The organism is Silvimonas sp. JCM 19000 (genome assembly GCF_054652575.1).
Genome location: NZ_BAAIHC010000003.1, coordinates 143,398 through 162,169 on the forward strand (window position 1 = coordinate 143,398; position 18,772 = coordinate 162,169).

Annotated in this window: 18 protein-coding genes; 7 read left to right on the top strand and 11 right to left on the bottom strand. The window is 59.9% G+C overall.

Going from position 1 to position 18,772, the window contains the following annotated elements; translation table 11 throughout:
- Window positions 1-6 precede the first annotated feature (6 nt).
- From ACYQ1A_RS04385 to ACYQ1A_RS04425, 9 genes are all read right to left on the bottom strand, one after another.
- Window positions 7-735, bottom strand: a complete 729-nt coding sequence (locus ACYQ1A_RS04385) for an amino acid ABC transporter ATP-binding protein (protein ID WP_053938866.1) — start codon at window positions 733-735, stop codon at window positions 7-9.
- The gene (locus ACYQ1A_RS04390; protein ID WP_499360524.1) at window positions 732-1,397 is read right to left on the bottom strand and encodes an amino acid ABC transporter permease; all 666 of its coding nucleotides are present in this window, start codon (window positions 1,395-1,397) and stop codon (window positions 732-734) included. Before ACYQ1A_RS04390 ends, ACYQ1A_RS04385 begins: the two co-directional genes overlap by 4 nt.
- Before the next feature lies 1 nt (window position 1,398).
- Window positions 1,399-2,145 (bottom strand): amino acid ABC transporter permease, encoded by a 747-nt coding sequence (locus tag ACYQ1A_RS04395; protein ID WP_499360526.1) that lies wholly within the window; start codon window positions 2,143-2,145, stop codon window positions 1,399-1,401.
- 131 nt (window positions 2,146-2,276) lie between these two features.
- The gene (locus ACYQ1A_RS04400; protein ID WP_499360527.1) at window positions 2,277-3,176 is read right to left on the bottom strand and encodes a glutamate/aspartate ABC transporter substrate-binding protein; all 900 of its coding nucleotides are present in this window, start codon (window positions 3,174-3,176) and stop codon (window positions 2,277-2,279) included.
- A 220-nt stretch (window positions 3,177-3,396) separates the two neighbouring features.
- The gene (locus ACYQ1A_RS04405) at window positions 3,397-4,137 is read right to left on the bottom strand and encodes an amino acid ABC transporter ATP-binding protein (RefSeq protein ID WP_499360528.1); all 741 of its coding nucleotides are present in this window, start codon (window positions 4,135-4,137) and stop codon (window positions 3,397-3,399) included.
- Window positions 4,138-4,263: 126 nt separating this feature from the next.
- A complete protein-coding gene (rsmA, locus tag ACYQ1A_RS04410; RefSeq protein ID WP_499360530.1) occupies window positions 4,264-5,067 on the bottom strand; it encodes a 16S rRNA (adenine(1518)-N(6)/adenine(1519)-N(6))-dimethyltransferase RsmA in 804 nt (267 codons plus the stop codon).
- Window positions 5,068-5,315: 248 nt separating this feature from the next.
- Window positions 5,316-6,290 (bottom strand): 4-hydroxythreonine-4-phosphate dehydrogenase PdxA, encoded by a 975-nt coding sequence (gene pdxA, locus ACYQ1A_RS04415; protein WP_499360531.1) that lies wholly within the window; start codon window positions 6,288-6,290, stop codon window positions 5,316-5,318.
- Between the two features lie 26 nt (window positions 6,291-6,316).
- Complete coding sequence (locus ACYQ1A_RS04420) at window positions 6,317-7,609, bottom strand: peptidylprolyl isomerase (RefSeq protein WP_499360533.1); 1,293 nt, start codon at window positions 7,607-7,609, stop codon at window positions 6,317-6,319.
- A 7-nt stretch (window positions 7,610-7,616) separates the two neighbouring features.
- Entirely contained in the window at window positions 7,617-9,656 is a 2,040-nt protein-coding gene (locus ACYQ1A_RS04425; RefSeq protein ID WP_499360535.1) for an LPS-assembly protein LptD, read from the bottom strand.
- 176 nt (window positions 9,657-9,832) lie between these two features.
- Here ACYQ1A_RS04425 and ACYQ1A_RS04430 point away from each other — a divergent pair, with 176 nt between their 5' ends.
- Window positions 9,833-10,873, top strand: a complete 1,041-nt coding sequence (locus tag ACYQ1A_RS04430) for an aminoglycoside phosphotransferase family protein (RefSeq protein ID WP_499360538.1) — start codon at window positions 9,833-9,835, stop codon at window positions 10,871-10,873.
- Window positions 10,874-10,969: 96 nt separating this feature from the next.
- On the opposite strand, the gene deoC is transcribed toward ACYQ1A_RS04430, so the two are convergent.
- Window positions 10,970-11,731 (bottom strand): deoxyribose-phosphate aldolase, encoded by a 762-nt coding sequence (gene deoC, locus ACYQ1A_RS04435; RefSeq protein WP_062224493.1) that lies wholly within the window; start codon window positions 11,729-11,731, stop codon window positions 10,970-10,972.
- A 30-nt stretch (window positions 11,732-11,761) separates the two neighbouring features.
- The gene (gene xapA / locus ACYQ1A_RS04440; protein ID WP_499360541.1) at window positions 11,762-12,622 is read right to left on the bottom strand and encodes a xanthosine phosphorylase; all 861 of its coding nucleotides are present in this window, start codon (window positions 12,620-12,622) and stop codon (window positions 11,762-11,764) included.
- Between the two features lie 133 nt (window positions 12,623-12,755).
- Here xapA and ACYQ1A_RS04445 point away from each other — a divergent pair, with 133 nt between their 5' ends.
- From ACYQ1A_RS04445 to trmB, 6 genes are all read left to right on the top strand, one after another.
- Window positions 12,756-13,667, top strand: a complete 912-nt coding sequence (locus tag ACYQ1A_RS04445) for a LysR family transcriptional regulator (RefSeq protein ID WP_499360543.1) — start codon at window positions 12,756-12,758, stop codon at window positions 13,665-13,667.
- 94 nt (window positions 13,668-13,761) lie between these two features.
- Window positions 13,762-14,469, top strand: a complete 708-nt coding sequence (gene murU, locus ACYQ1A_RS04450) for an N-acetylmuramate alpha-1-phosphate uridylyltransferase MurU (protein ID WP_499360545.1) — start codon at window positions 13,762-13,764, stop codon at window positions 14,467-14,469.
- Window positions 14,470-14,766: 297 nt separating this feature from the next.
- Entirely contained in the window at window positions 14,767-16,770 is a 2,004-nt protein-coding gene (tkt, locus tag ACYQ1A_RS04455) for a transketolase (RefSeq protein ID WP_499360547.1), read from the top strand.
- Between the two features lie 188 nt (window positions 16,771-16,958).
- Entirely contained in the window at window positions 16,959-17,162 is a 204-nt protein-coding gene (gene thiS / locus ACYQ1A_RS04460; protein ID WP_062224489.1) for a sulfur carrier protein ThiS, read from the top strand.
- A gap of 57 nt (window positions 17,163-17,219) precedes the next feature.
- A complete protein-coding gene (locus ACYQ1A_RS04465) occupies window positions 17,220-18,008 on the top strand; it encodes a thiazole synthase (protein WP_062224487.1) in 789 nt (262 codons plus the stop codon).
- A 71-nt stretch (window positions 18,009-18,079) separates the two neighbouring features.
- The gene (gene trmB / locus ACYQ1A_RS04470; RefSeq protein ID WP_499360735.1) at window positions 18,080-18,760 is read left to right on the top strand and encodes a tRNA (guanosine(46)-N7)-methyltransferase TrmB; all 681 of its coding nucleotides are present in this window, start codon (window positions 18,080-18,082) and stop codon (window positions 18,758-18,760) included.
- Window positions 18,761-18,772: the final 12 nt, after the last annotated feature.

Below are 18,772 nucleotides of genomic sequence, written 5' to 3' on the forward strand. Positions count from 1 at the left end.
CGGCGATCAGTGGTGCAGGATCTTGCTCAGGAAGACCTGGGCGCGTTCGCTGCGCGGGCTGCCAAAGAAGTCTTCTTTGGTGGCGTCTTCCACAATCGCGCCTTTATCCATAAAGATGACGCGGTTGGCTACTTTGCGCGCAAAGCCCATTTCGTGGGTGACGCACATCATGGTCATGCCTTCCTGCGCCAGTTCGACCATCACGTCGAGCACTTCGTTAACCATTTCCGGATCAAGCGCCGAAGTCGGTTCGTCAAACAGCATGGCGATCGGGTCCATTGCCAGGGCGCGGGCAATGGCAACGCGTTGCTGCTGGCCGCCCGACAACTGGCCCGGATGCTTGTCGGCATGCGCCTTGAGGCCCACGCGATCCAGCAGACGCAGACCGTTGACAGTGGCTTCATCGCGATTGCGGCCCAGCACCTGCATTTGCGCCAGCGTCAGGTTTTGCGTAATCGACAGATGCGGAAACAGCTCAAAGTTCTGGAACACCATGCCCACGCGGCTACGCAATTTGGGCAGATTGGTCTTGGGGTCGCCCACCGAAGTGCCATCGACGATGATGTCGCCCTTCTGAAACGCTTCCAGGCCATTGACGCATTTAATCAAGGTGGATTTGCCCGAGCCCGACGGACCGCACACCACCACCACTTCGCCTTTTTTGACTTCAGTGCTGCAGTCGGTCAGCACCTGGAAATCGCCATACCACTTGCTGATGTTTTTGATGGAAATCATACGGTGAACCTCTTCTGCAGGCGCTTGACCATGCGGCTGGCGCCAAAACTGATCACAAAATAAACGGCACCCGCCAGCATGATGTACTGGCCGATTTCGCCAGTGATGTTGCCTTTGGAGTACGACGTATTAAAGAAGTCGAGCAGGCCGACGGCATACACCAGCGAGGTATCCTGGAACAGGATGATCGACTGTTGCAGCAGCAGCGGCGTCATTTTGCGGAAGGCCTGCGGCAGGATGACCAGGCGCATGGCTTGCGGATAAGTCATGCCCAGTGCATACGCCGCATTGACCTGGCCGCGCGAAATCGACTGGATGCCGGCGCGGATAATCTCGGCGTAATAGGCGGCTTCAAACGCGGTAAACGCCACCAGGCAAGACACAAACGCACCGATCGGGCGGTTGGTGCCGGTGACCATGCCGATCACCAGCGGCACGGCAAAGTAGAACCACGAAATCACCATCAGCAAGGGGATCGAGCGGAAATACGTAACGTAAAAACCCGCCACCGCCGCCATGAACTTGTTGCCGGACAAACGCATCAGCGCCAGCAAGGTGCCGACCACGATGCCGCCGACCACGGCCATGACCAGCAGCTCCAGCGTGACTTTCATGCCTTCCCACAGACCGGGCAGGGCTTGCGACAAATCAGTGAGCGTCATGTTATTTGCCTCCCAGCGCAATCAGGCCAGGCACACGCAGGCGCTTTTCCACCCAACGCATAAAGAACATCAGCGCGATATTGACCACAAAGTAAATCAGCGTGCCGACGGTGTAAGCCTCGAATTGCGCGGCGCTGAAGTCGACCAGTTGTTTGGTCTGGCCCAGCAGTTCGGGCAATGCCACCAGCGACGCCACCGACGAATTCTTGATGATGTTCAAAAATTCGGAAGTGAGCGGCGGAATGATGATGCGAAACGCTTGCGGCACCACGATATGGCGATAGACCTGAACGATATTCAGGCCCAGCGCATAGCCGGCGTTGGCCTGGCCACGCGGCAATGCCTGGATGCCGGTACGCACTTGTTCACACACGCGGGCGGCGGTGAACAGGCCCAGACAGACCATAACGGTAATAAACGCGTTGGTCGTCGGCGAAATATCCTGCTTCAGCCAGTTGCCGATCGAGTCCGGCAACCAGTCGGGAATCACGTAATACCAGATGAACAGCTGCACCAGCAGCGGCACATTGCGGAACAGATCAACATAAGCGCCAGCAATCGCTGGCAGCGCTTTGCCCGGCAGCGTACGCATCACGCCCAGTACGGTGCCCAGAACCAATGCAATGATCCAGCCGGCCAGCGCCAGGCCCAGCGTCATGGCCAGCCCGCTGAAAAACCAGTCCAGGTAGATTTCATGACCCACGCCCGTGGATCGGAAAAATACACCCCAGTCCCAGTGGTAATTCATGGTTATTTTTCCTCATGCAAAGGGGCCTGCACGGCTGTTCGCGGCGAGACCGGAACAGAGGGTGCAGGCCCCCGGAACAACAACCTGATATCGCAAGGCCGCGGCTTGGGCCGGGCCCGCGTTCAGGGCTATTACATTTGCTCAGCCGACTTGTCGGTCGGGTTGGCGATCAGCTGCTTCAACTCGTCGCTCATCTGGAAGTTCAGGTTCAGATTCTTCGGCGGGATCGGTTGCTGGAACCACTTGGTGTACATCTTGTTGACTTCGCCCGACTTGAAAGTGGCTTTGAGTGCGTCATCCACCACTTTCTTGAATTGCGGGTCATCTTTGCGCATCGAGCAACCGTAGATTTCGTACGATTGCGATTTGCCGGTGATGGTCCAGTCGGCCGGGTTCTTGGCCTTGGCCATTTCGCCTGCCAGCAGCGCGTCATCCATCATGAAGGCGACGGCGCGGCCCGATTCCAGCATCAGGAAAGACTCGCCATGGTCTTTGGCGCTGATGATGTTCATGTTCATTTTCTTGTCGGCGTTCATGGCCTTGATCAGGCGCTCGGACGTGGTGCCAGCGGTGGTGACCACGTTTTTGCCAGCCAGATCAGAGAAGTCCTTGATGCCCGACTTCTTGTTGGTCAGCAGACGGGTGCCGATTTCGAAGATACCTACCGAGAAAGCCACTTGCTTCTGGCGTTCCAGGTTGTTGGTGGTGGAACCACATTCAAAATCGACGGTGCCGTTCTGCACCAGCGGAATACGGGTTTGCGAGGTAACCAGGTTATAGCGCACGTTCAGATTGGGCATGTTCAGCGTCTTTTTGACGTTGTCCACAATCTTGTTGGCCAGGTCCATGGAGTAACCAATCGGCTTCTGGGTATTGTCGTAATACGCAAACGGGATCGACGAATCGCGTACGCCAAGTACGATTTCACCGCTGTCCTTGACCTTCTTGAGCGTGCCGGTCAGTTCTTCGGCGTGGGCAACACCGCTAAGCAGGGTGGCAATTGCCAGTGCGGCGGGAAGAAGCTTGGTCATCTTGTTCTCCATTTTTGCTGTAAGCGAGTTTTAGCGTCAGGACCAGTATAAGCAGGTTTATGTTTCAAACGCGCTCGGTGAAATCCCTAAAGCCCTGGTGGTGCGATTGAGCGACGCAAGTTTCATGCCTTGCCAGAGTGTGCGTAAGTTGCGGATTTCCCTGACAAAAACGGGGCCGGACAGCGTGGCTGCCGGCCCGTATCTGGTGCGTCGCCGCCCCTTATCCGTGCATGGGGGCAAGGACCTGACGCAAGAACTGCTGCGCCCGGTCGCATTGGGGGTTATTAAAGAATTGCGCTGGTGCGGCTTGTTCCAGAATCTCGCCATGGTCCAGAAACACCACGCGGTCCGCCACTTCGCGGGCAAAGCCCATTTCGTGCGTAACCACCATCATGGTCATGCCGGATTCAGCCAGGTTCTGCATCACCTTGAGCACTTCGCCGATCATCTCGGGATCCAGCGCCGAGGTGGGCTCATCAAACAGCATGACCTTGGGTTGCATGGCCAGGCCGCGGGCAATGGCCACGCGCTGTTGCTGGCCACCCGACAACTGGCTGGGATAAGCGTCGCGCTTGTTGGCCAGGCCCACGCGCTCGAGCAGTTCCATGCCGCGCTGGGCAGCCGCAGCCTGGCTCATCTTGCGCACTTTGACCGGCGCCAGCGTGATGTTCTGCAGCACCGACAGGTGCGGGTACAGATTGAAGTGCTGAAACACAAACCCGACTTCTTCGCGCAGGCGGTTGATATTGGTGCGCGGATGATTGACCTGTACGCCGTCGACCCAGATTTCGCCATCGTTAACCGGCTCCAGCTGGTTAATGGTGCGGATCAACGTGGATTTGCCCGAGCCGGACGGACCGCATACCACCACCACTTCACCTTGTTTTACTTCAAGGCTGATGTTTTTAAGCACATGGTGGTCGCGGCCATACCACTTGTTGACCTGATTAAAACGGATCATTGCAGAGCTGTCTGAGTTCATTGAGCGCCCGATTCTGTTTGGGTCCGACCTTGTATGCAAGCCGGGATTTCCCGTAAGCAATGCTGGATATGCTTTGATTCGACTGGGGTTTTACCACAAACCGCATTACAGCGGACGGCGCGTTTCTGCCGCCAGCGCATTGGCCAGTTTGACGTATTGCTCAACGGTGATCTGCTCCGGCCGTTGCGTCGGGTCCAGGCCCAGCGCTAACAGCGTGGCGTCGCTGACCGTGCCTTTGAGGTTGTTGCGCAAGGTTTTGCGGCGTTGCCCGAACGACTGCTGCACGATCTGTTCCAGCACGGCCAGGTCAGTGACCGGATACGGCGGCGTGGGCCACGGCATCATGCGCACCACGGCGCTATCAACCTTGGGCGGCGGATAGAACGCGCCAGGCGGCACATTCAGAATATGTTCGGGGGCAAACCGGACCTGCAGCATGATGCTCAGGCGGCCGTAATCGGTGGTGCCCGGCTCGGCCACGATGCGATCAACCACTTCTTTTTGCAGCATGAAGTGCATATCCGCGATTGCATCGCCAAATGACGCCAGATGAAACAACAACGGCGTGGAGATGTTATAGGGCAGATTGCCCGCCAGCCGGATTTTGCCGCCAGGCGCAATCTCGCGGGCCAGCGCGCCAAAGTCAAAGCTGAGCGCATCGGCGTTATGGATGGTCAGTTGCTGCGGCGTAAAGCGCTGTTGCAGATGCGTGACGATATCGCGATCGATCTCGACCACGTGCAAGTGGCCGGCACGTTGCAGCAACGGCTCGGTCAGTGCAGCCAGGCCGGGGCCGATTTCAACTACCGGCTCACCCGGCTTGGGGTTGATTGCCGAAACAATGTCGTAAATGACGCTTTGATCTTGCAGAAAATTCTGCCCGAAGCGTTTGCGAGGGATGTGTCCCATAGTCCTGCCAAGAAAAAGAATGTGTGCATAGGGTGGGACTCGGCGTCCCCGTCACGACCCACCCATCAAAGCCATTGAGAAGTATGCCGGTACAGGCTATGCAGTGGCTTAGGCGGCTCAGGTTGCCCTTTGCAGCCGTTATGGGTGGTCGAGAACTGACCCGCTACTCGGCGTTGAGAGGTCGGGGCTGCGCCACGCGCACGTTCGCGACCTGCTCTTTGCCTCTGAATGGTGGGTCGAGACCCACCCTATGTGCGGTGGTTTACCGCGCGTTTTTTGTTGGCCAGTTCGATCGCCAGCTCAGTGGCGGCAATCAGGCTGCCTGCATCGGCTTTGCCGGTGCCGGCCAGATCAAGTGCCGTGCCGTGGTCAACCGAGGTGCGGATGATGGGCAAGCCCAGCGTCACATTAATGCCTTCGCCAAAGCTGGCGAACTTGAGCACCGGCAAACCCTGGTCATGGTACATCGCCAGCACTGCATCGCCGCGCGCCAGCTGGCGCGGCGTAAACAGCGTGTCGGCGGGCAAGGGCCCGATCAGATCCATGCCCTCGGCCCGCAGTTTATCCAGGGTCGGCTCGATCACCTCAATTTCTTCACGGCCCAGATGGCCCGATTCGCCGGCATGCGGGTTCAGGCCCGCCACCAGAATACGCGGCTGGGCGATGCCGAAATGGTGTTTGAGATCGTGATGCAGAATACGCAGCGTCTCGCTCAGACTGTCGCAGGTAATCGCCGCCGGAATTTCGCGCAGCGGCAAATGCGTGGTGGCCAAAGCCACACGCAGGCTGGCGCCGGTCAGCATCATCACCACGCGGGAGGTGCCGGTATGCTCGGCCAGGTATTCGGTGTGGCCATAAAAGAACTTGCCGCCCACGCCTTCGTTAATCACGCTTTTTTGCAGCGGCGCGGTCACCATGGCTTCGAACTCGCCGCTCAGGCAGCCCGCAATTGCGGCATCCAGTACATCGAGCACAAATTGCGCATTGGCTGGATCAAGCTGGCCCGGCACGCTGGGCGCACCGAGCGGGACGTGCAGAATGGCGACCGGCGCATTGCTTTGCGCCGACCAGGCGGGCCATTCCGCCTGGTTACGCTGGCACAACAAGTCCCGATCACCGATCAGGACCAGTTGGGCGGGCAGAGCTGCTGCCGCCAGCGCCCCGAGCAACTCAGGGCCGATGCCGGCAGGTTCACCGCAGGTAATGGCAATGCGGGGCAGCACGATACGACGTCCTTGTGATGGGATGCTTATTCGTCTTTGAGACGAATATCAACATAAGCCTGGTCACGCAATTCACGCGCCCAGCTTTCAAACTGCTCGTCGGCTTTGCGCTGCTTGAGTTCGTTGCGAACGGTGACGCGCTGCCGATCTTCGGTCACGTCTTGTTTGCGCCGTTCCAGCACTTCGATCAGGTGAAAGCCAAACTGCGATTGCACGACCTGGCTTAACTGGCCTGGTTGCAGATTATTCATGGCTTGCTCGAATTCCGGCACGGTATCGCCCGGATTCATCCAGCCCAGATCGCCGCCCTTGCTGGCGCTGCCGTCTTCCGAGAAGGCGCGGGCCATATCTTCGAATTTGGCGCCACGGGTGATGCGGTCACGAATCTGGTTGAGCTTGGCCTTGGCTTCGCCTTCCGACACCAGCTCGGTCGGGCGCAGCAGGATGTGGCGCACATGCGTTTGTTCAACCACTTGATGGTCGTCGGCAGCGCGCACTTCCAGCAGTTTGACCAGCTCAAAGCCAGCCGGGCTGCGGATGATATCGGTCAGTTGGCCCGGTTGCAGTTTTTGCAGCAGCGCCACCAGTTGCGGCGGCAAGCTACCGGCGGCGTACCAGCCCAGGGTGCCGCCATCGGTGGCATCTTTGGCGGTGGAGTATTGCGCCGCAGCGGTACCGAATTCTTTACCGGCGTTGATTTCCTGGCGGGCGGTGACCACCTTGGCGCGGCGGGCGGCGACTTCATCCGGCGAGGCGTTTTCTGGCACCGACACCTGGATATGCGCCAGATGATATTCCACCGACGGCTTGTCGGCGTTCAGCTTCAGGTAGTCGCTGACCTCAGCATCGGTCACAAAAATGCGGTTGTCGATTTCACGCGTGCGCACGCGTTGCAGCGTGATTTCATTGCGGATTTCACTGCGGAACTGGCTGAAGGTGATGCCTTGCTTGGCCAGGGCGTCACGGAATTCCGGCACCGACATCTTGTTTTGCTTGGCCAGCGAGTTGACGGCGTTTTCCAGCTGGGCGTCGTCCACCTTCACCCCGCTGTTGGCGGCGTACTGCAATTGCACACGTTCGTTGATCATGCGTTCCAGCACCTGGCGGTTAAGCACCTCCAGCGGCGGTTCGGCAATCTTTTGTTGTTTGAGGTTGGTGCGCGCGGCATTAACGCGGGCAGCCAGCTCGTTGGCGGTGATCACCTCGCGGTTGACCACGGCGACGATGCGGTCGACGGTTTCGACCTCGGCGGCGTGCAGGGACGGCGCAATCAGGCCAACAGCCAGCGCGGCGATTGCGGCGAAAGAACGAAGCTTCATGACTGTTTCACTTAGTAGGGAAGATGTCGGTATAACCGGGGATTGCCTGGCGCAGTGTACTCACCGGGTTTGTGCCCAGTCCACCCAGCGCGCCCAACTGGAGCAAGAAATAATACGTGTTGCTGTTGCCGCCATCGCTGGTGACATAGCGCTGCGCCGCCAGGCGCAAGCCCCAACAGCCGCCGTTATATTCGAGACCCAGCAGTGTATCGAGTGGTTTCTTGTCTGCGGTCAGCAATGAGTAATTGACGTGTCCCAATGCGTACCAGTTCTGGGTGACCGGCCATTGGCCTGATACATCCAGCTGCTCGATCGCCACGGTGCGGTTAAGCACATAGCGCACGTTCAGCACTTTTTGTTCGGCCGGGGTCCAGCTCAATCCTACCGACTGGTAACCCGTCGATTTTTGCTGCAGATCGTATTGCAGATCATAGCTGGCGTTCAGGTTGCGCCAGACCTGGCCGCCCAGCGAAACCAGCAAGTCAGACTTGTTGGTCTCAGGCAGGCTGGTGCTGTCGAGCGACACTTGCGGGCTGGTGAAATAAAAGCGTTGGCCCACGGTAGCGCGCAAACGTTCGATGCCGCTATCGGTCTCGAACAGGCGCGAAGTCAATGCCAGCGTGATTTCGTTGGCATCGTTGATACGGTCGTTCCCGGTGTAGCGGTTTTCCGAGAACAGCTGCGAATAGGAAAAATCAGTCTGCGCCGAATCAAAGTTAGGCAGGTTGGACTGGTTCTTGTACGGAATATACAAGTAGTAAACGCGCGGCTCGAGGGTCTGCACAAAGCCCTCGTCCTTGATGTTGAGATCGCGCTCGAACACCAGGCCCGAATCCACACTCATGATCGGCAACACCCGGTTCTGGCTGCCCATATCGGTGCCGTCGGGTGAGCTCAACTGATAGTTGGTGGCGTGTACGCCGATCTTGGGCGTGATGAAACCATATGACGCAATAAACGGCATCGATACGCTGGGATACACCCAGGTGCGGTAGCCATTGGTCTTGGATTCGCTGGTGAAGTTGGTGAATTCAGCCGAGAAGTTGGTCTGTATGCCATCAATCAGCTTGGGCGCGGTATTAAACGTAAGCTGCGGCGACAGCGCATACGGAATGTCGTTGGTATGCGTGGCGTTTTGCAGCGTCTGGTAATGCAGCCAGTTGAGCGAGCTGCTCCAGCCATCGCCGGTATAAGTCAGTATGCCCTGACGCGGCAGGTTGGTTTGCGACGCCACGGCGGCGCGGTCACCGAAATCGTTAAAGTAATTGTCGTCCGACACCTTTTCGATATCGAGCGAGAGGGTCAGCCGGTCTGCCAGCTTTTGCGAATGCTTGAAGTACAAGTCATAGCGGCTGGCATCGGCGTCTTTGTCGCTCAGATAATCGGCGCGGATCGAACCGGCGTAGTTGGGCTGCAGATAGCGGAACTCGGCCCCGACCATCAAACCACGCTGCCCGAAGTAACGCGGGTATATGGTGGCGTCGTAGTTGGGCGCGATATTCCAGTAGAACGGCAGCGTCAGATCAACGCCGTTACGGTTGTTCACCGCCAGCGCGGGCGACAGAAAACCAGTCTGGCGCCCGTCATCCAGCGGAAAATTCATCCACGGCATGTACAGGATCGGCGTGCCCTTGAACTCCAGCCACGCGTTGGTCGCCTCGCCTTTATTGATGTTGTAATCGATCTTCAGATGCTGGGCGTGGATATACCAGTCGTCCGTCTGCACCGGGCAGGTGGTAAACCGGCCCGAATTGAAGCGATATTTGTTCTGCCCATCAAACAGCATGTCGACCGCATCGCCGCGCCCGACGCCGCCGGCAAACTGGTACTCGGGGTCTTGCATGGTCCCCTCGGCCCGATCAATAAAATAATCGAGGTCGCGACCGGTCATCACTGCGCCGTTCTTTTCCATGCGCACCTTGTCACCCGCCTTGATGTGCTGGGTGGGGTCGTCATAGTCGGCCCAATCGGCGTAGTACTCTTCGTCGCCTTTGACGATATGCACATCGCCGGTGGCCTTGAGCGTATCGGGCTGCGTGCCCTCCACGTGGTCGGCTGAGAGGTTGACGGGAACGTCCTGAGCCGCCGGCGGTGCCGCATGGGCAAACGCAGACAACAGGGCGAGCGTAAAGACAGAGCAGCGGTAGGGTGGTTTTGCGAACATGCGGCCGGGCGGGGCGTGCTGATAGAATTGGCGGATTCTACCCCAATGCAACGGCAATCATGCAGCAAACCACACACAGCTTCGTATCAGACACGCCGGACCGGGCGGCCCGCCACGCGCAAATCATGCAATGGCTGGCCACGGTGACGCCCGCCGCGCCGCAAACGCTGACGGCGGGCGGCTCCGACGCCAGCGTGCGCGTGTACTGGCGCGCGCATTTTGCCGATCACAGCCTGATCGTGATGGACGCTGATCCACAGCTGTTTGATAGCGCGCCCTTTATGGATATTCAGCAACGCCTGGCGCAAGCCGGCATCCGTGTGCCGCAGGTGCTGGCGCACGACGCCGCCCTGGGCCTGACCCTGCTGGAAGACCTCGGTGACACCTTGCTGGCCAGCAAATTAACCGACGAAGCCAGCGCCCGTGCCTGGTATAACCGCGCCATCGACACCCTGGTCGAGATCCAGAGCAAGTTATCCAGCACCGGCTTGCCCGATTTCGACGCCCATTTTTTGCGGCGTGAGCTCGAAATCGGCCGCGAGTGGTATCTGGGCAAGCATCTGGGCGTTGAGCTGCAAGGCGCTGCCTTGGCGACGTGGGAGCGCAGTTGCGCGCTGATCATCGCGCACAGCGTGGCGCAACCGCGGGTGTTTATGTTGCGCGATTACCATTCGCGCAATCTGATGCTCAAAGACGACGAACTGGCGGTCATTGATTTTCAGGATGCGGTGAACGGCCCGATCAGCTATGACCTCGTCAGCCTGCTCCGCGACGCCTATCTGGCCTGGGACGAAACCCTGGTGCTCGACCTGGCCATCCGTTACTGGGAAAAAGCGCGCAAGGCGGGTCTGCCGGTCGATGAAGATTTCGGCGAGTTCTACCGCGCCTTTGAGTGGCAAGGCTTGCAGCGCCATCTCAAGATTGTCGGCCTGTTTGCGCGGCTGCATCATCGTGATGGCAAAGACCGCTACCTGGCCGATATCCCGCGCGTGCTGGAATACATCCGCAAGGTGTGCGTGCGCTATGCCGAGCTGACGCCACTGTACCGGGTGTTTATGGATGCCGCGGGCGAGAAGCTGGAAACCGGTTACACCTTTTAGGCATCCTGCCGCCAGAGATGGGCGCCCAGGCCGCCCTGGCCCGGCACCGGTCCGCCCGGTACGGACCCGTCCCGGGCAAGGCCAGCCGGTTTTGCATCAGTAACCGGTGACTGCGGCGGCGCCGGGCGCTGCCAGCAGATTGGCCAGCAAGCTGGACGTGCCAAAGCGGAAATGCTCCGGGGTGACCCACGCCGGGCCCAGCGTGTCAGCCGCCAGTTGCAGATAAACCTCAGCCTCGGCCTGGTTGCGCACGCCGCCCGCTGCCTTGAAACCGCAGTTGCGGTTGCGTTCGGCAATCACCTGCAGCATCACGGCCGCCGCCTCGGGCGTGGCATTCAGCGGCACTTTGCCGGTGGAGGTCTTGATAAAGTTGGCACCGGCGTCAATGGCGATGGCGCTGGCCAGGCGGATCAGGGCGTCAGTGCGCAATTCACCACTTTCGATAATCACTTTGAGCGGGCGCTCGCCGCAGGCGCGTTTGCAGGTGCTGACCAGTTGTGTCGCCACAGCGTGATCGCCCGCCTGCAAGGCGCGCCACGGCAGTACCACATCGACTTCATCCGCCCCCAACGCAATCGCCGCAGCGGTCTGGCGTTCGGCTGCCGCCACATCAGCCCCGCCCTGCGGAAAGTTGGTCACCGTGGCGATGCGGACCTGGGACAGACCCAATGCGTCCAGCTTCTGGCGCGCGCCCTGGATAAATTGCGGATAAATGCATAAAGCGGCGGGGGGGCCGAGGGGGGTGTCAGCTTGCTGGCAGAGCTGGTCTATGCTGGCGGCGCTGTCGTCGTCGCGCAGCGAGGTCAGATCCATCAGCGCGATGATGCGTGCGATCGCGGGGGTGTTCAGCGTGGACATGCGGCATTCCTGGAAAAATGGGGACGGTGGTTACAGCGGCGCGGACCAGTGGGTGGCCCCGTGGGCGAAGAAGCCGCGGATCAAGCGCATAAAGTCCTCGGCCGCCAGCGCTGCGCAGCGCAAGGTTTGCTCATGCGACAACGGCGTATCCGACAAACCTTCGGCCAGATTGGTAATGGCTGACACCGCCAGCACCTTGAGCCCGCAGTGCCGTGCCGCCAGCACTTCGGGCACGATGGACATGCCGACCACATCACAACCAAGCATCTGCATCATGCGGATTTCGGCCGCGGTCTCGAAATTGGGGCCGGTATAGGCGGCGAATACACCCTGGGCCAGCTTGATGCCGAGCTGTTCTGCCACCGTGTGCAGTTGCTGCCGCAAATCGGCATCGTAGGCATTGGCCAGGCTAAAAAAGCGCGGGCCAAAGCGATCGTCATTCGGGCCCACCAAGGGCGATTCCGGCATGAAGTTGATATGGTCGGTCAGCGCCACCAGCCGTCCCGGCGCGACTTCTTTGCGCAAGGAGCCCGCCGCATTGGTCGCCAGCATCAGCTCGCAACCCAGCAGCTTGAAAGTCCGCACGGCGGAAGCCATCACCTGCATACCCCGACCCTCATAAAAATGCCCGCGGCCCTTCATGCATAACACCGGCACGCCTTCCAGATAGCCCGCCACCAGTTGCCCGGCGTGGCCTACCACGCCGCTGACCGGAAAACCCGGTAGATCGGCGTAATCAATCGCGACCGCATCGCGCATCTCATCGGCCAGCGCCCCCAGGCCCGAGCCGAGGATCAGCCCCGCGCGCGGCGCAAAGCCGGGGACGCGTAGGCGGATGATTTCTGCCGCGGTAAAGGCGGAATATTCGGTATGTACGGTGTGGTTTGACATGCGACGCATCCTGCTAAGCGGAAAAGATGGTCGCCATCGTGGTCTGGATCAATAGTTGGGTCCAATACAATTACCGGCCTGATTTATAGGGATACGCGTATAAATGGGGCGACCTCATTCGTGGTGACACGCTATGCAAACCCGACGTAGTGACCGGCTTAGCCTGGATCGCATCAATTTTCGACTGCTGCATTATTTTCGCGTGGTGGCGGAAGAGCTTAGCTTCAGTCGCGCGGCGCAGCGCCTGCATATGTCGCAGCCGCCGCTCAGCCTGCATGTCAAAGAACTCGAAGCGGCGCTCGACACGCAGTTGTTTGTGCGCACCACGCGCTCGGTCGAGCTGACCCCCGCCGGGCGTGCGTTGCTGCGCGAAGTGAACAAGCTGTTGGATATGACAGCGCATTCGCTGCAGCAGGTGCGCCAACTTGGGCGTGGCAAAGCAGGGCATATGGTGATCGGCGCGGTGGGCACGGCAATGTGGGGCGCGCTGCTGCCGGCCTTGCAGCGGTTTGCTCAGCAAGTGCCGGAAGCGACGTGGGCGCTGACCGAACTGGCACCAGCGCAGCAAATCGACGCCTTGCAACACCACCGGATTGATCTGGGCATCTGGCGCGAGGCGCAAGGCAATCTGCCGCCGGGCATGGCTTGCCAGTTGCTTGGGCGCGAACGCATTGTGCTGGCGGTGGCGCTGCAACATCGGCTGGCAGGCAGCGAACCCGTCGCGCTGGAAAGCCTGGTGGCAGAGGAATTTGTCTTGCTGCCGCCACATGGCGCCAGTCTTGGGGCCTGGTTGGCGCATGCCTGTCGCGAGGCCGGCTACACCCCTCAGATCAGCCATCAAGTGAGTGAGCCGCAAACCGCACTGGCGCTGGTTGCGGGCGGCTTTGGCATTACGCTGTTGCCCGAATGCTGCGCCCGCATCAGCTGGCCCGGCGTCTGCTTTGTCGAACTGGCAACCCCGCTGTCGGCCGACCTCTACGCGGTATACCAGCCGCATGTGATTACGCCGGTGGTGCAGGCCTTTCTGGCCTCGTTGTCGCCGTAGCCTGGGCCGGATGGGCGGCTGCAATCGGTTCCGACCAGCAGCCGCGGTGCGGATCACATAGAATTGCGGCCTGCCTGTTAAAAATCATCACACCATGAAAGCCATGATCCTGGCGGCGGGACGCGGTGAGCGTCTGCGCCCTTACACCGATACTTGTCCCAAGCCGCTGCTCGAAGTAGGCGGCAAGCCGCTGATCGTCTGGCATATCGAGCGTCTGGCCACAGCAGGCGTGCGCGATATCGTCATCAATCATGCCTGGCTGGGCGAGCAATACGCCACCCGCCTCGGCGACGGTTCGGCCTGGGGCGTGCGGCTGCAATATTCGGCCGAGCCCCGCGCGCTGGAAACCGCCGGCGGCATCGCGCAGGCCTTGCCTTTGCTGGGCAGCAGCCCGTTTCTGTTGTTGTCGGGCGATGTGTTTACCCAGTTTGATTACGCGCATCTGGTGCGCGAGGCGGTGCAGTTCATCACTACGCCGCAACGGCTGGCGCATCTGGTGATGGTGCCTAATCCGCCGTATCACCCCAATGGCGACTTTGCCCTGGATGGGCAGAGCGGTTTGATCGTGCCCGATTCGAGCGCGCCCCGGCTGTGCTATGCCAGCATCGGTATTTGCCACCCGCGCATCGTGGCCGGGGTGACGCCGGGCAGCGAGGCTAAACTTGGCCCCTTATTAATAGAAGCCGCGCGCGCCGGTCGCGTCAGCGGTGAACGCTATGACGGCGGCTGGGTCAATGTCGGTACGCCCGATGATCTGGCTCAGGCCGATGCGCTGGCGCGGTCGCCGCAGTGGCCGGCTTGAGCGCGCCCAGGTTCACGCTGGCTGCGCCAACGTGTTTGCGGCCACCAAAGCGCGGTTTTTGCATGGGGCAGGGCTTGCTAAAGCGATTCAGCCTTGGCGATCGCTAGCCCTGCAAGCCAGAACGCACCAAAACGCGGCAAATTACGCGAGTTACGTCCCCCGAATTGATATTTGTTAAGCAACCTGTCTAGTACGGGTTGTCCGCAAGGGGCTGACTCGGGGATAATGCCCGTCGACTGTCTGGATGCGGCTGTACCGCATCGTCTCCTTTTCCCCCCTGATTCGAGAGGATTATTTATGGCAACGCGTGCCGATCTCGCCAATGCTATCCGCGCCCTGGCGATGGATTCTGTTCAGAAAGCCAACTCCGGCCACCCCGGCATGCCGATGGGTATGGCCGAAATTGCGGTGGCATTGTGGGGCGAAGGCAACCACCGCCACAATCCGCTGAACCCGAACTGGGTTAACCGCGACCGTTTCGTACTGTCCAACGGCCACGGCTCGATGCTGCAATACGCTCTGCTGCATCTCACCGGCTACAACCTGCCGATTGATCAGCTCAAGCAATTCCGCCAACTGCACAGCCAGACTCCGGGCCACCCGGAATACGGTTACACCGAAGGCATCGAAACCACCACCGGCCCGCTGGGCCAGGGTATCGCCAATGGCGTGGGTTTCGCGCTGGCTGAAAAACTGATGGCGCGTGAATTCAACCGCCCTGATTTCTCCATCGTTGACCATCACACCTACGTGTTCATGGGCGACGGTTGCATGATGGAAGGCGTGAGCCACGAAGCGTGTGCGCTGGCCGCCACCTGGGGCCTGAACAAACTGATCGCGTTCTGGGATGACAACAACATCTCCATCGACGGTCACACCGACAAGTGGTTCTCCGAAGACATCCCGGGCCGCTTTGAAGCCTACGGCTGGAAGGTCATTCGCCCGATCGATGGCCACAATGTCGACGCCGTACTGGCCGCCATTGCTGAAGCCAAGGCGGAAACCCAACGCCCGACGCTGATCTGCTGCAAGACCATCATTGGCAAGGGTTCGCCCAACAAAGCCAACAGCCACGACAGCCACGGCTCCGCCCTGGGCGACGCTGAAATCGCCGCTACCCGCGCTGCCATCGGCTGGAACCACCCGCCGTTCGAAATCCCGGCCGATGTGTACGCCGGTTGGGACAAGAAAGAAGCGGGCGCCAAGTGGGAAGCCGACTGGAACAAGCTGTACGAAGGCTACGCCGCCAAGTTCCCGGAACTGGCTGCAGAATTCGAACGCCGCAACAGCCGCACCCTGCCGAGCAACTGGGAACACGTGGTGAAGGCTGCGATTGCCGAAGCCAACGAAAAAGCGGAAACCATCGCCACTCGTAAAGCTTCGCAAAACGCGCTGAACGCCTATGCGCCGGCCCTGCCGGAATTCCTGGGCGGCTCCGCCGACTTGACCAGCTCCAACCTGACCAACGTCAAGACCAGCGTTACGCTGACCCGCGAAGAAGACAACAGCCTGTCGGGCAACTACATCAGCTACGGCGTGCGCGAGTTCGGCATGGCCGCCATCATGAACGGTATCCTGCTGCACGGCGGTCTGCGTCCGTACGGCGCTACCTTCCTGATGTTCAGCGAATACGCACGCAACGCGCTGCGTATGGCTGCGCTGATGAAGATTCCGCAACTGTTCGTGTTTACCCATGATTCGATCGGCGTAGGCGAAGACGGCCCGACCCACCAACCGGTGGAACAGACCGCAACGCTGCGCTACATCCCCAACATGAACGTATGGCGTCCGGCCGACACCGTCGAAAGCATGGTGGCATGGGCTCACGCAATCGAGCAGAAAGAAACCCCGTCGACCCTGATCTTCACGCGTCAGAACCTGCAATTCCAGTCGCGCAGCGAAGCCCAGATCGCCAACATCTACCGCGGCGGCTACATCCTGCGTGATGCCAACGATCCGAAGGTGGTGATTATCGCTACCGGTTCCGAGCTGGATCTGGCGGTTAAAGCCTATGACACGCTGACCAGCGAAGGCATTGCTGCTCGCGTGGTGTCGATGCCGTCGACCAACGTGTTCGACAAGCAAACTGACGCCTACAAGCTCAGCGTGCTGCCGGCGGGTGTGCCGCGTCTGGCCATCGAAGTGGGTATCACCGACTTCTGGCGCAAGTACGTGGGCCTGGAAGGCGACGTGCTGGGTCTGGACCGCTTCGGCGAATCCGCTCCGGCGCCGCAACTGTTCAAGCTGTTTGGCTTTACCCCGGAAAACGTGGTGGCCAAGGCCAAGGCACTGATCAAGTAATTGTTGATTGTGCGGTTATGAAAAAGGCGCCTGCGGGCGCCTTTTTTATTGAAAGCGCGCCAGGGCGGTTCTGCGCTGCGTGTTTTGCGTTAGAACAAGTACCGGCATGGCCGGTCAAGACGCCCGCGCTGACGTACTGTTAAAATCCGCGTCTCTTGTTGTTCAGAATATTCTCAGGCAGCCCAACCATGCTCACGCTCTCCATCAATGGCCAACCGCGCCAGTTTGCCACCCCTTTGTCGGTGGCTGATCTGGTGCAACAGCTTGATCTGCTGGGCAAACGCGTCGCGATCGAGCGCAATGGCGACATCGTGCCGCGCAGCACCTTTGCCAGCACCGCGCTGGCCGAGGGCGATCAGCTTGAAATCGTGGTTGCGGTCGGAGGCGGCTGATTCAGCCCCGCCCCGCTGCGCCGAACTTTCTTTTTTCTGTCTCACCGAGGTTGCGTCATGTCCGATGTGTTCACGATAGCCGGTCAGTCCTTTTCGTCGCGTTTGCTGGTGGGGACCGGCAAATACAAAGACTTTACCCAGACGCGCGAGGCCATTGAGGCCAGCGGCGCTGACATCGTGACGGTGGCCATCCGCCGCGTAAACATCGGCCAGAACCCCAACGAGCCGTCCTTGCTCGATGCCGTGCCGCCGTCGCGTTTTACCTATCTGCCCAACACCGCCGGCTGCTATAGCGCCGACGATGCCGTACGTACGCTGCGCCTGGCGCGTGAGCTGCTGGATGGGCACAAACTGGTCAAGCTTGAAGTACTGGGCGATGCCACCACGCTGTATCCCAACGTGCGCGAAACGTTGAAAGCGGCCGAAACGCTGGTCAAGGATGGCTTTGACGTCATGGTCTATACCTCGGATGACCCCATCATCGCCAAAGAGCTGGAACAGATTGGCTGCGTGGCGGTGATGCCGCTGGCGTCGCTGATCGGCTCGGGCATGGGCATTCTCAATCCGTGGAATCTGCGTCTGATTATCGAGAACGCCAAAGTGCCAGTACTGGTGGATGCGGGTGTCGGCACCGCCAGCGATGCGGCCATCGCCATGGAACTGGGCTGCGACGGCATTCTGATGAATACCGCCATCGCTGCCGCCAAAGACCCGGTGCGCATGGCGCGGGCGATGAAACTGGCAGTAGAAGCCGGCCGTGAATCGTTCCTGGCTGGCCGCATGCCACGCAAACTGTATAGTGCTGATCCGTCCAGCCCGGTCAGTGGTCTGATCGGCGCAAAATAAAAACCGCCGTTGTGCTTTGTAAACCGGCCACCGTTCGCGGTGGCTTTTGAGATTTGGCTTTCGAGATCTTTATGGATAATCCGCATTACATGCGCCGCATCCGCAGCTTTGTGCTGCGCCAGGGCCATCTTTCCACCGGCCAGGAACGCGCGCTGACTGAATTTGGGCCGCGCTTTGTGATTCCGTATGCGCCGCAAGCGCTGGAGCTGGACGCCGCCTTTGGCCGCCACGCGCCGCGTATTCTGGAAATCGGCTTTGGCATGGGCCAGGCCACCGCCGAAATCGCCGCCGGTGCCCCCGAGACCGATTTTATTGGCTGCGAAGTCCACACCCCGGGCGTGGGCAGCTTGCTCAAGCTGATCGGCGAAATGAATCTGAGCAATATCCGCATCGTGCAGTACGATGTGGTGGACGTGCTGGAGCAGATGCTACAGCCCGGTTCGCTCGATGGCGCGCATGTGTTTTTCCCCGATCCGTGGCACAAAAAACGCCACAACAAGCGCCGCTTGATCCAGCCCGCTTTCGTCAAATTGCTGGTCAGCCGCATCAAACCGGGCGGCTATCTGCATCTGGCCACCGATTGGGAGGATTACGCCATCCAGATGCTGGAAGTACTGAGCGCAGAACCGGCCTTGCAAAACACCGCCAGCGAATACGCCGAGCGCCCCGACTATCGCCCGCTGACCAAATTTGAACAGCGCGGCATACGTTTGGGCCACGGGGTTTGGGATCTGGTATTCAAGGTTCGCTGATTCCGGCCGATA

Bases quoted from the DNA above. Each gene is read 5' to 3' on its own strand.
- ACYQ1A_RS04430 (WP_499360538.1), top strand. From the start codon at position 9,833: ATGCAGCAAACCACACACAGCTTCGTATCAGACACGCCGGACCGGGCG.
- ACYQ1A_RS04400 (WP_499360527.1), bottom strand. From the start codon at position 3,176: ATGACCAAGCTTCTTCCCGCCGCACTGGCAATTGCCACCCTGCTTAGC.
- ACYQ1A_RS04465 (WP_062224487.1), top strand. From the start codon at position 17,220: ATGTCCGATGTGTTCACGATAGCCGGTCAGTCCTTTTCGTCGCGTTTG.
- rsmA (WP_499360530.1), bottom strand. From the start codon at position 5,067: ATGGGACACATCCCTCGCAAACGCTTCGGGCAGAATTTTCTGCAAGAT.
- ACYQ1A_RS04395 (WP_499360526.1), bottom strand. From the start codon at position 2,145: ATGAATTACCACTGGGACTGGGGTGTATTTTTCCGATCCACGGGCGTG.
- ACYQ1A_RS04445 (WP_499360543.1), top strand. From the start codon at position 12,756: ATGCAAACCCGACGTAGTGACCGGCTTAGCCTGGATCGCATCAATTTT.
- ACYQ1A_RS04390 (WP_499360524.1), bottom strand. From the start codon at position 1,397: ATGACGCTCACTGATTTGTCGCAAGCCCTGCCCGGTCTGTGGGAAGGC.
- xapA (WP_499360541.1), bottom strand. From the start codon at position 12,622: ATGTCAAACCACACCGTACATACCGAATATTCCGCCTTTACCGCGGCA.
- murU (WP_499360545.1), top strand. From the start codon at position 13,762: ATGAAAGCCATGATCCTGGCGGCGGGACGCGGTGAGCGTCTGCGCCCT.
- ACYQ1A_RS04405 (WP_499360528.1), bottom strand. From the start codon at position 4,137: ATGATCCGTTTTAATCAGGTCAACAAGTGGTATGGCCGCGACCACCAT.
- thiS (WP_062224489.1), top strand. From the start codon at position 16,959: ATGCTCACGCTCTCCATCAATGGCCAACCGCGCCAGTTTGCCACCCCT.
- deoC (WP_062224493.1), bottom strand. From the start codon at position 11,731: ATGTCCACGCTGAACACCCCCGCGATCGCACGCATCATCGCGCTGATG.
- trmB (WP_499360735.1), top strand. From the start codon at position 18,080: ATGGATAATCCGCATTACATGCGCCGCATCCGCAGCTTTGTGCTGCGC.
- ACYQ1A_RS04420 (WP_499360533.1), bottom strand. From the start codon at position 7,609: ATGAAGCTTCGTTCTTTCGCCGCAATCGCCGCGCTGGCTGTTGGCCTG.
- tkt (WP_499360547.1), top strand. From the start codon at position 14,767: ATGGCAACGCGTGCCGATCTCGCCAATGCTATCCGCGCCCTGGCGATG.
- ACYQ1A_RS04385 (WP_053938866.1), bottom strand. From the start codon at position 735: ATGATTTCCATCAAAAACATCAGCAAGTGGTATGGCGATTTCCAGGTG.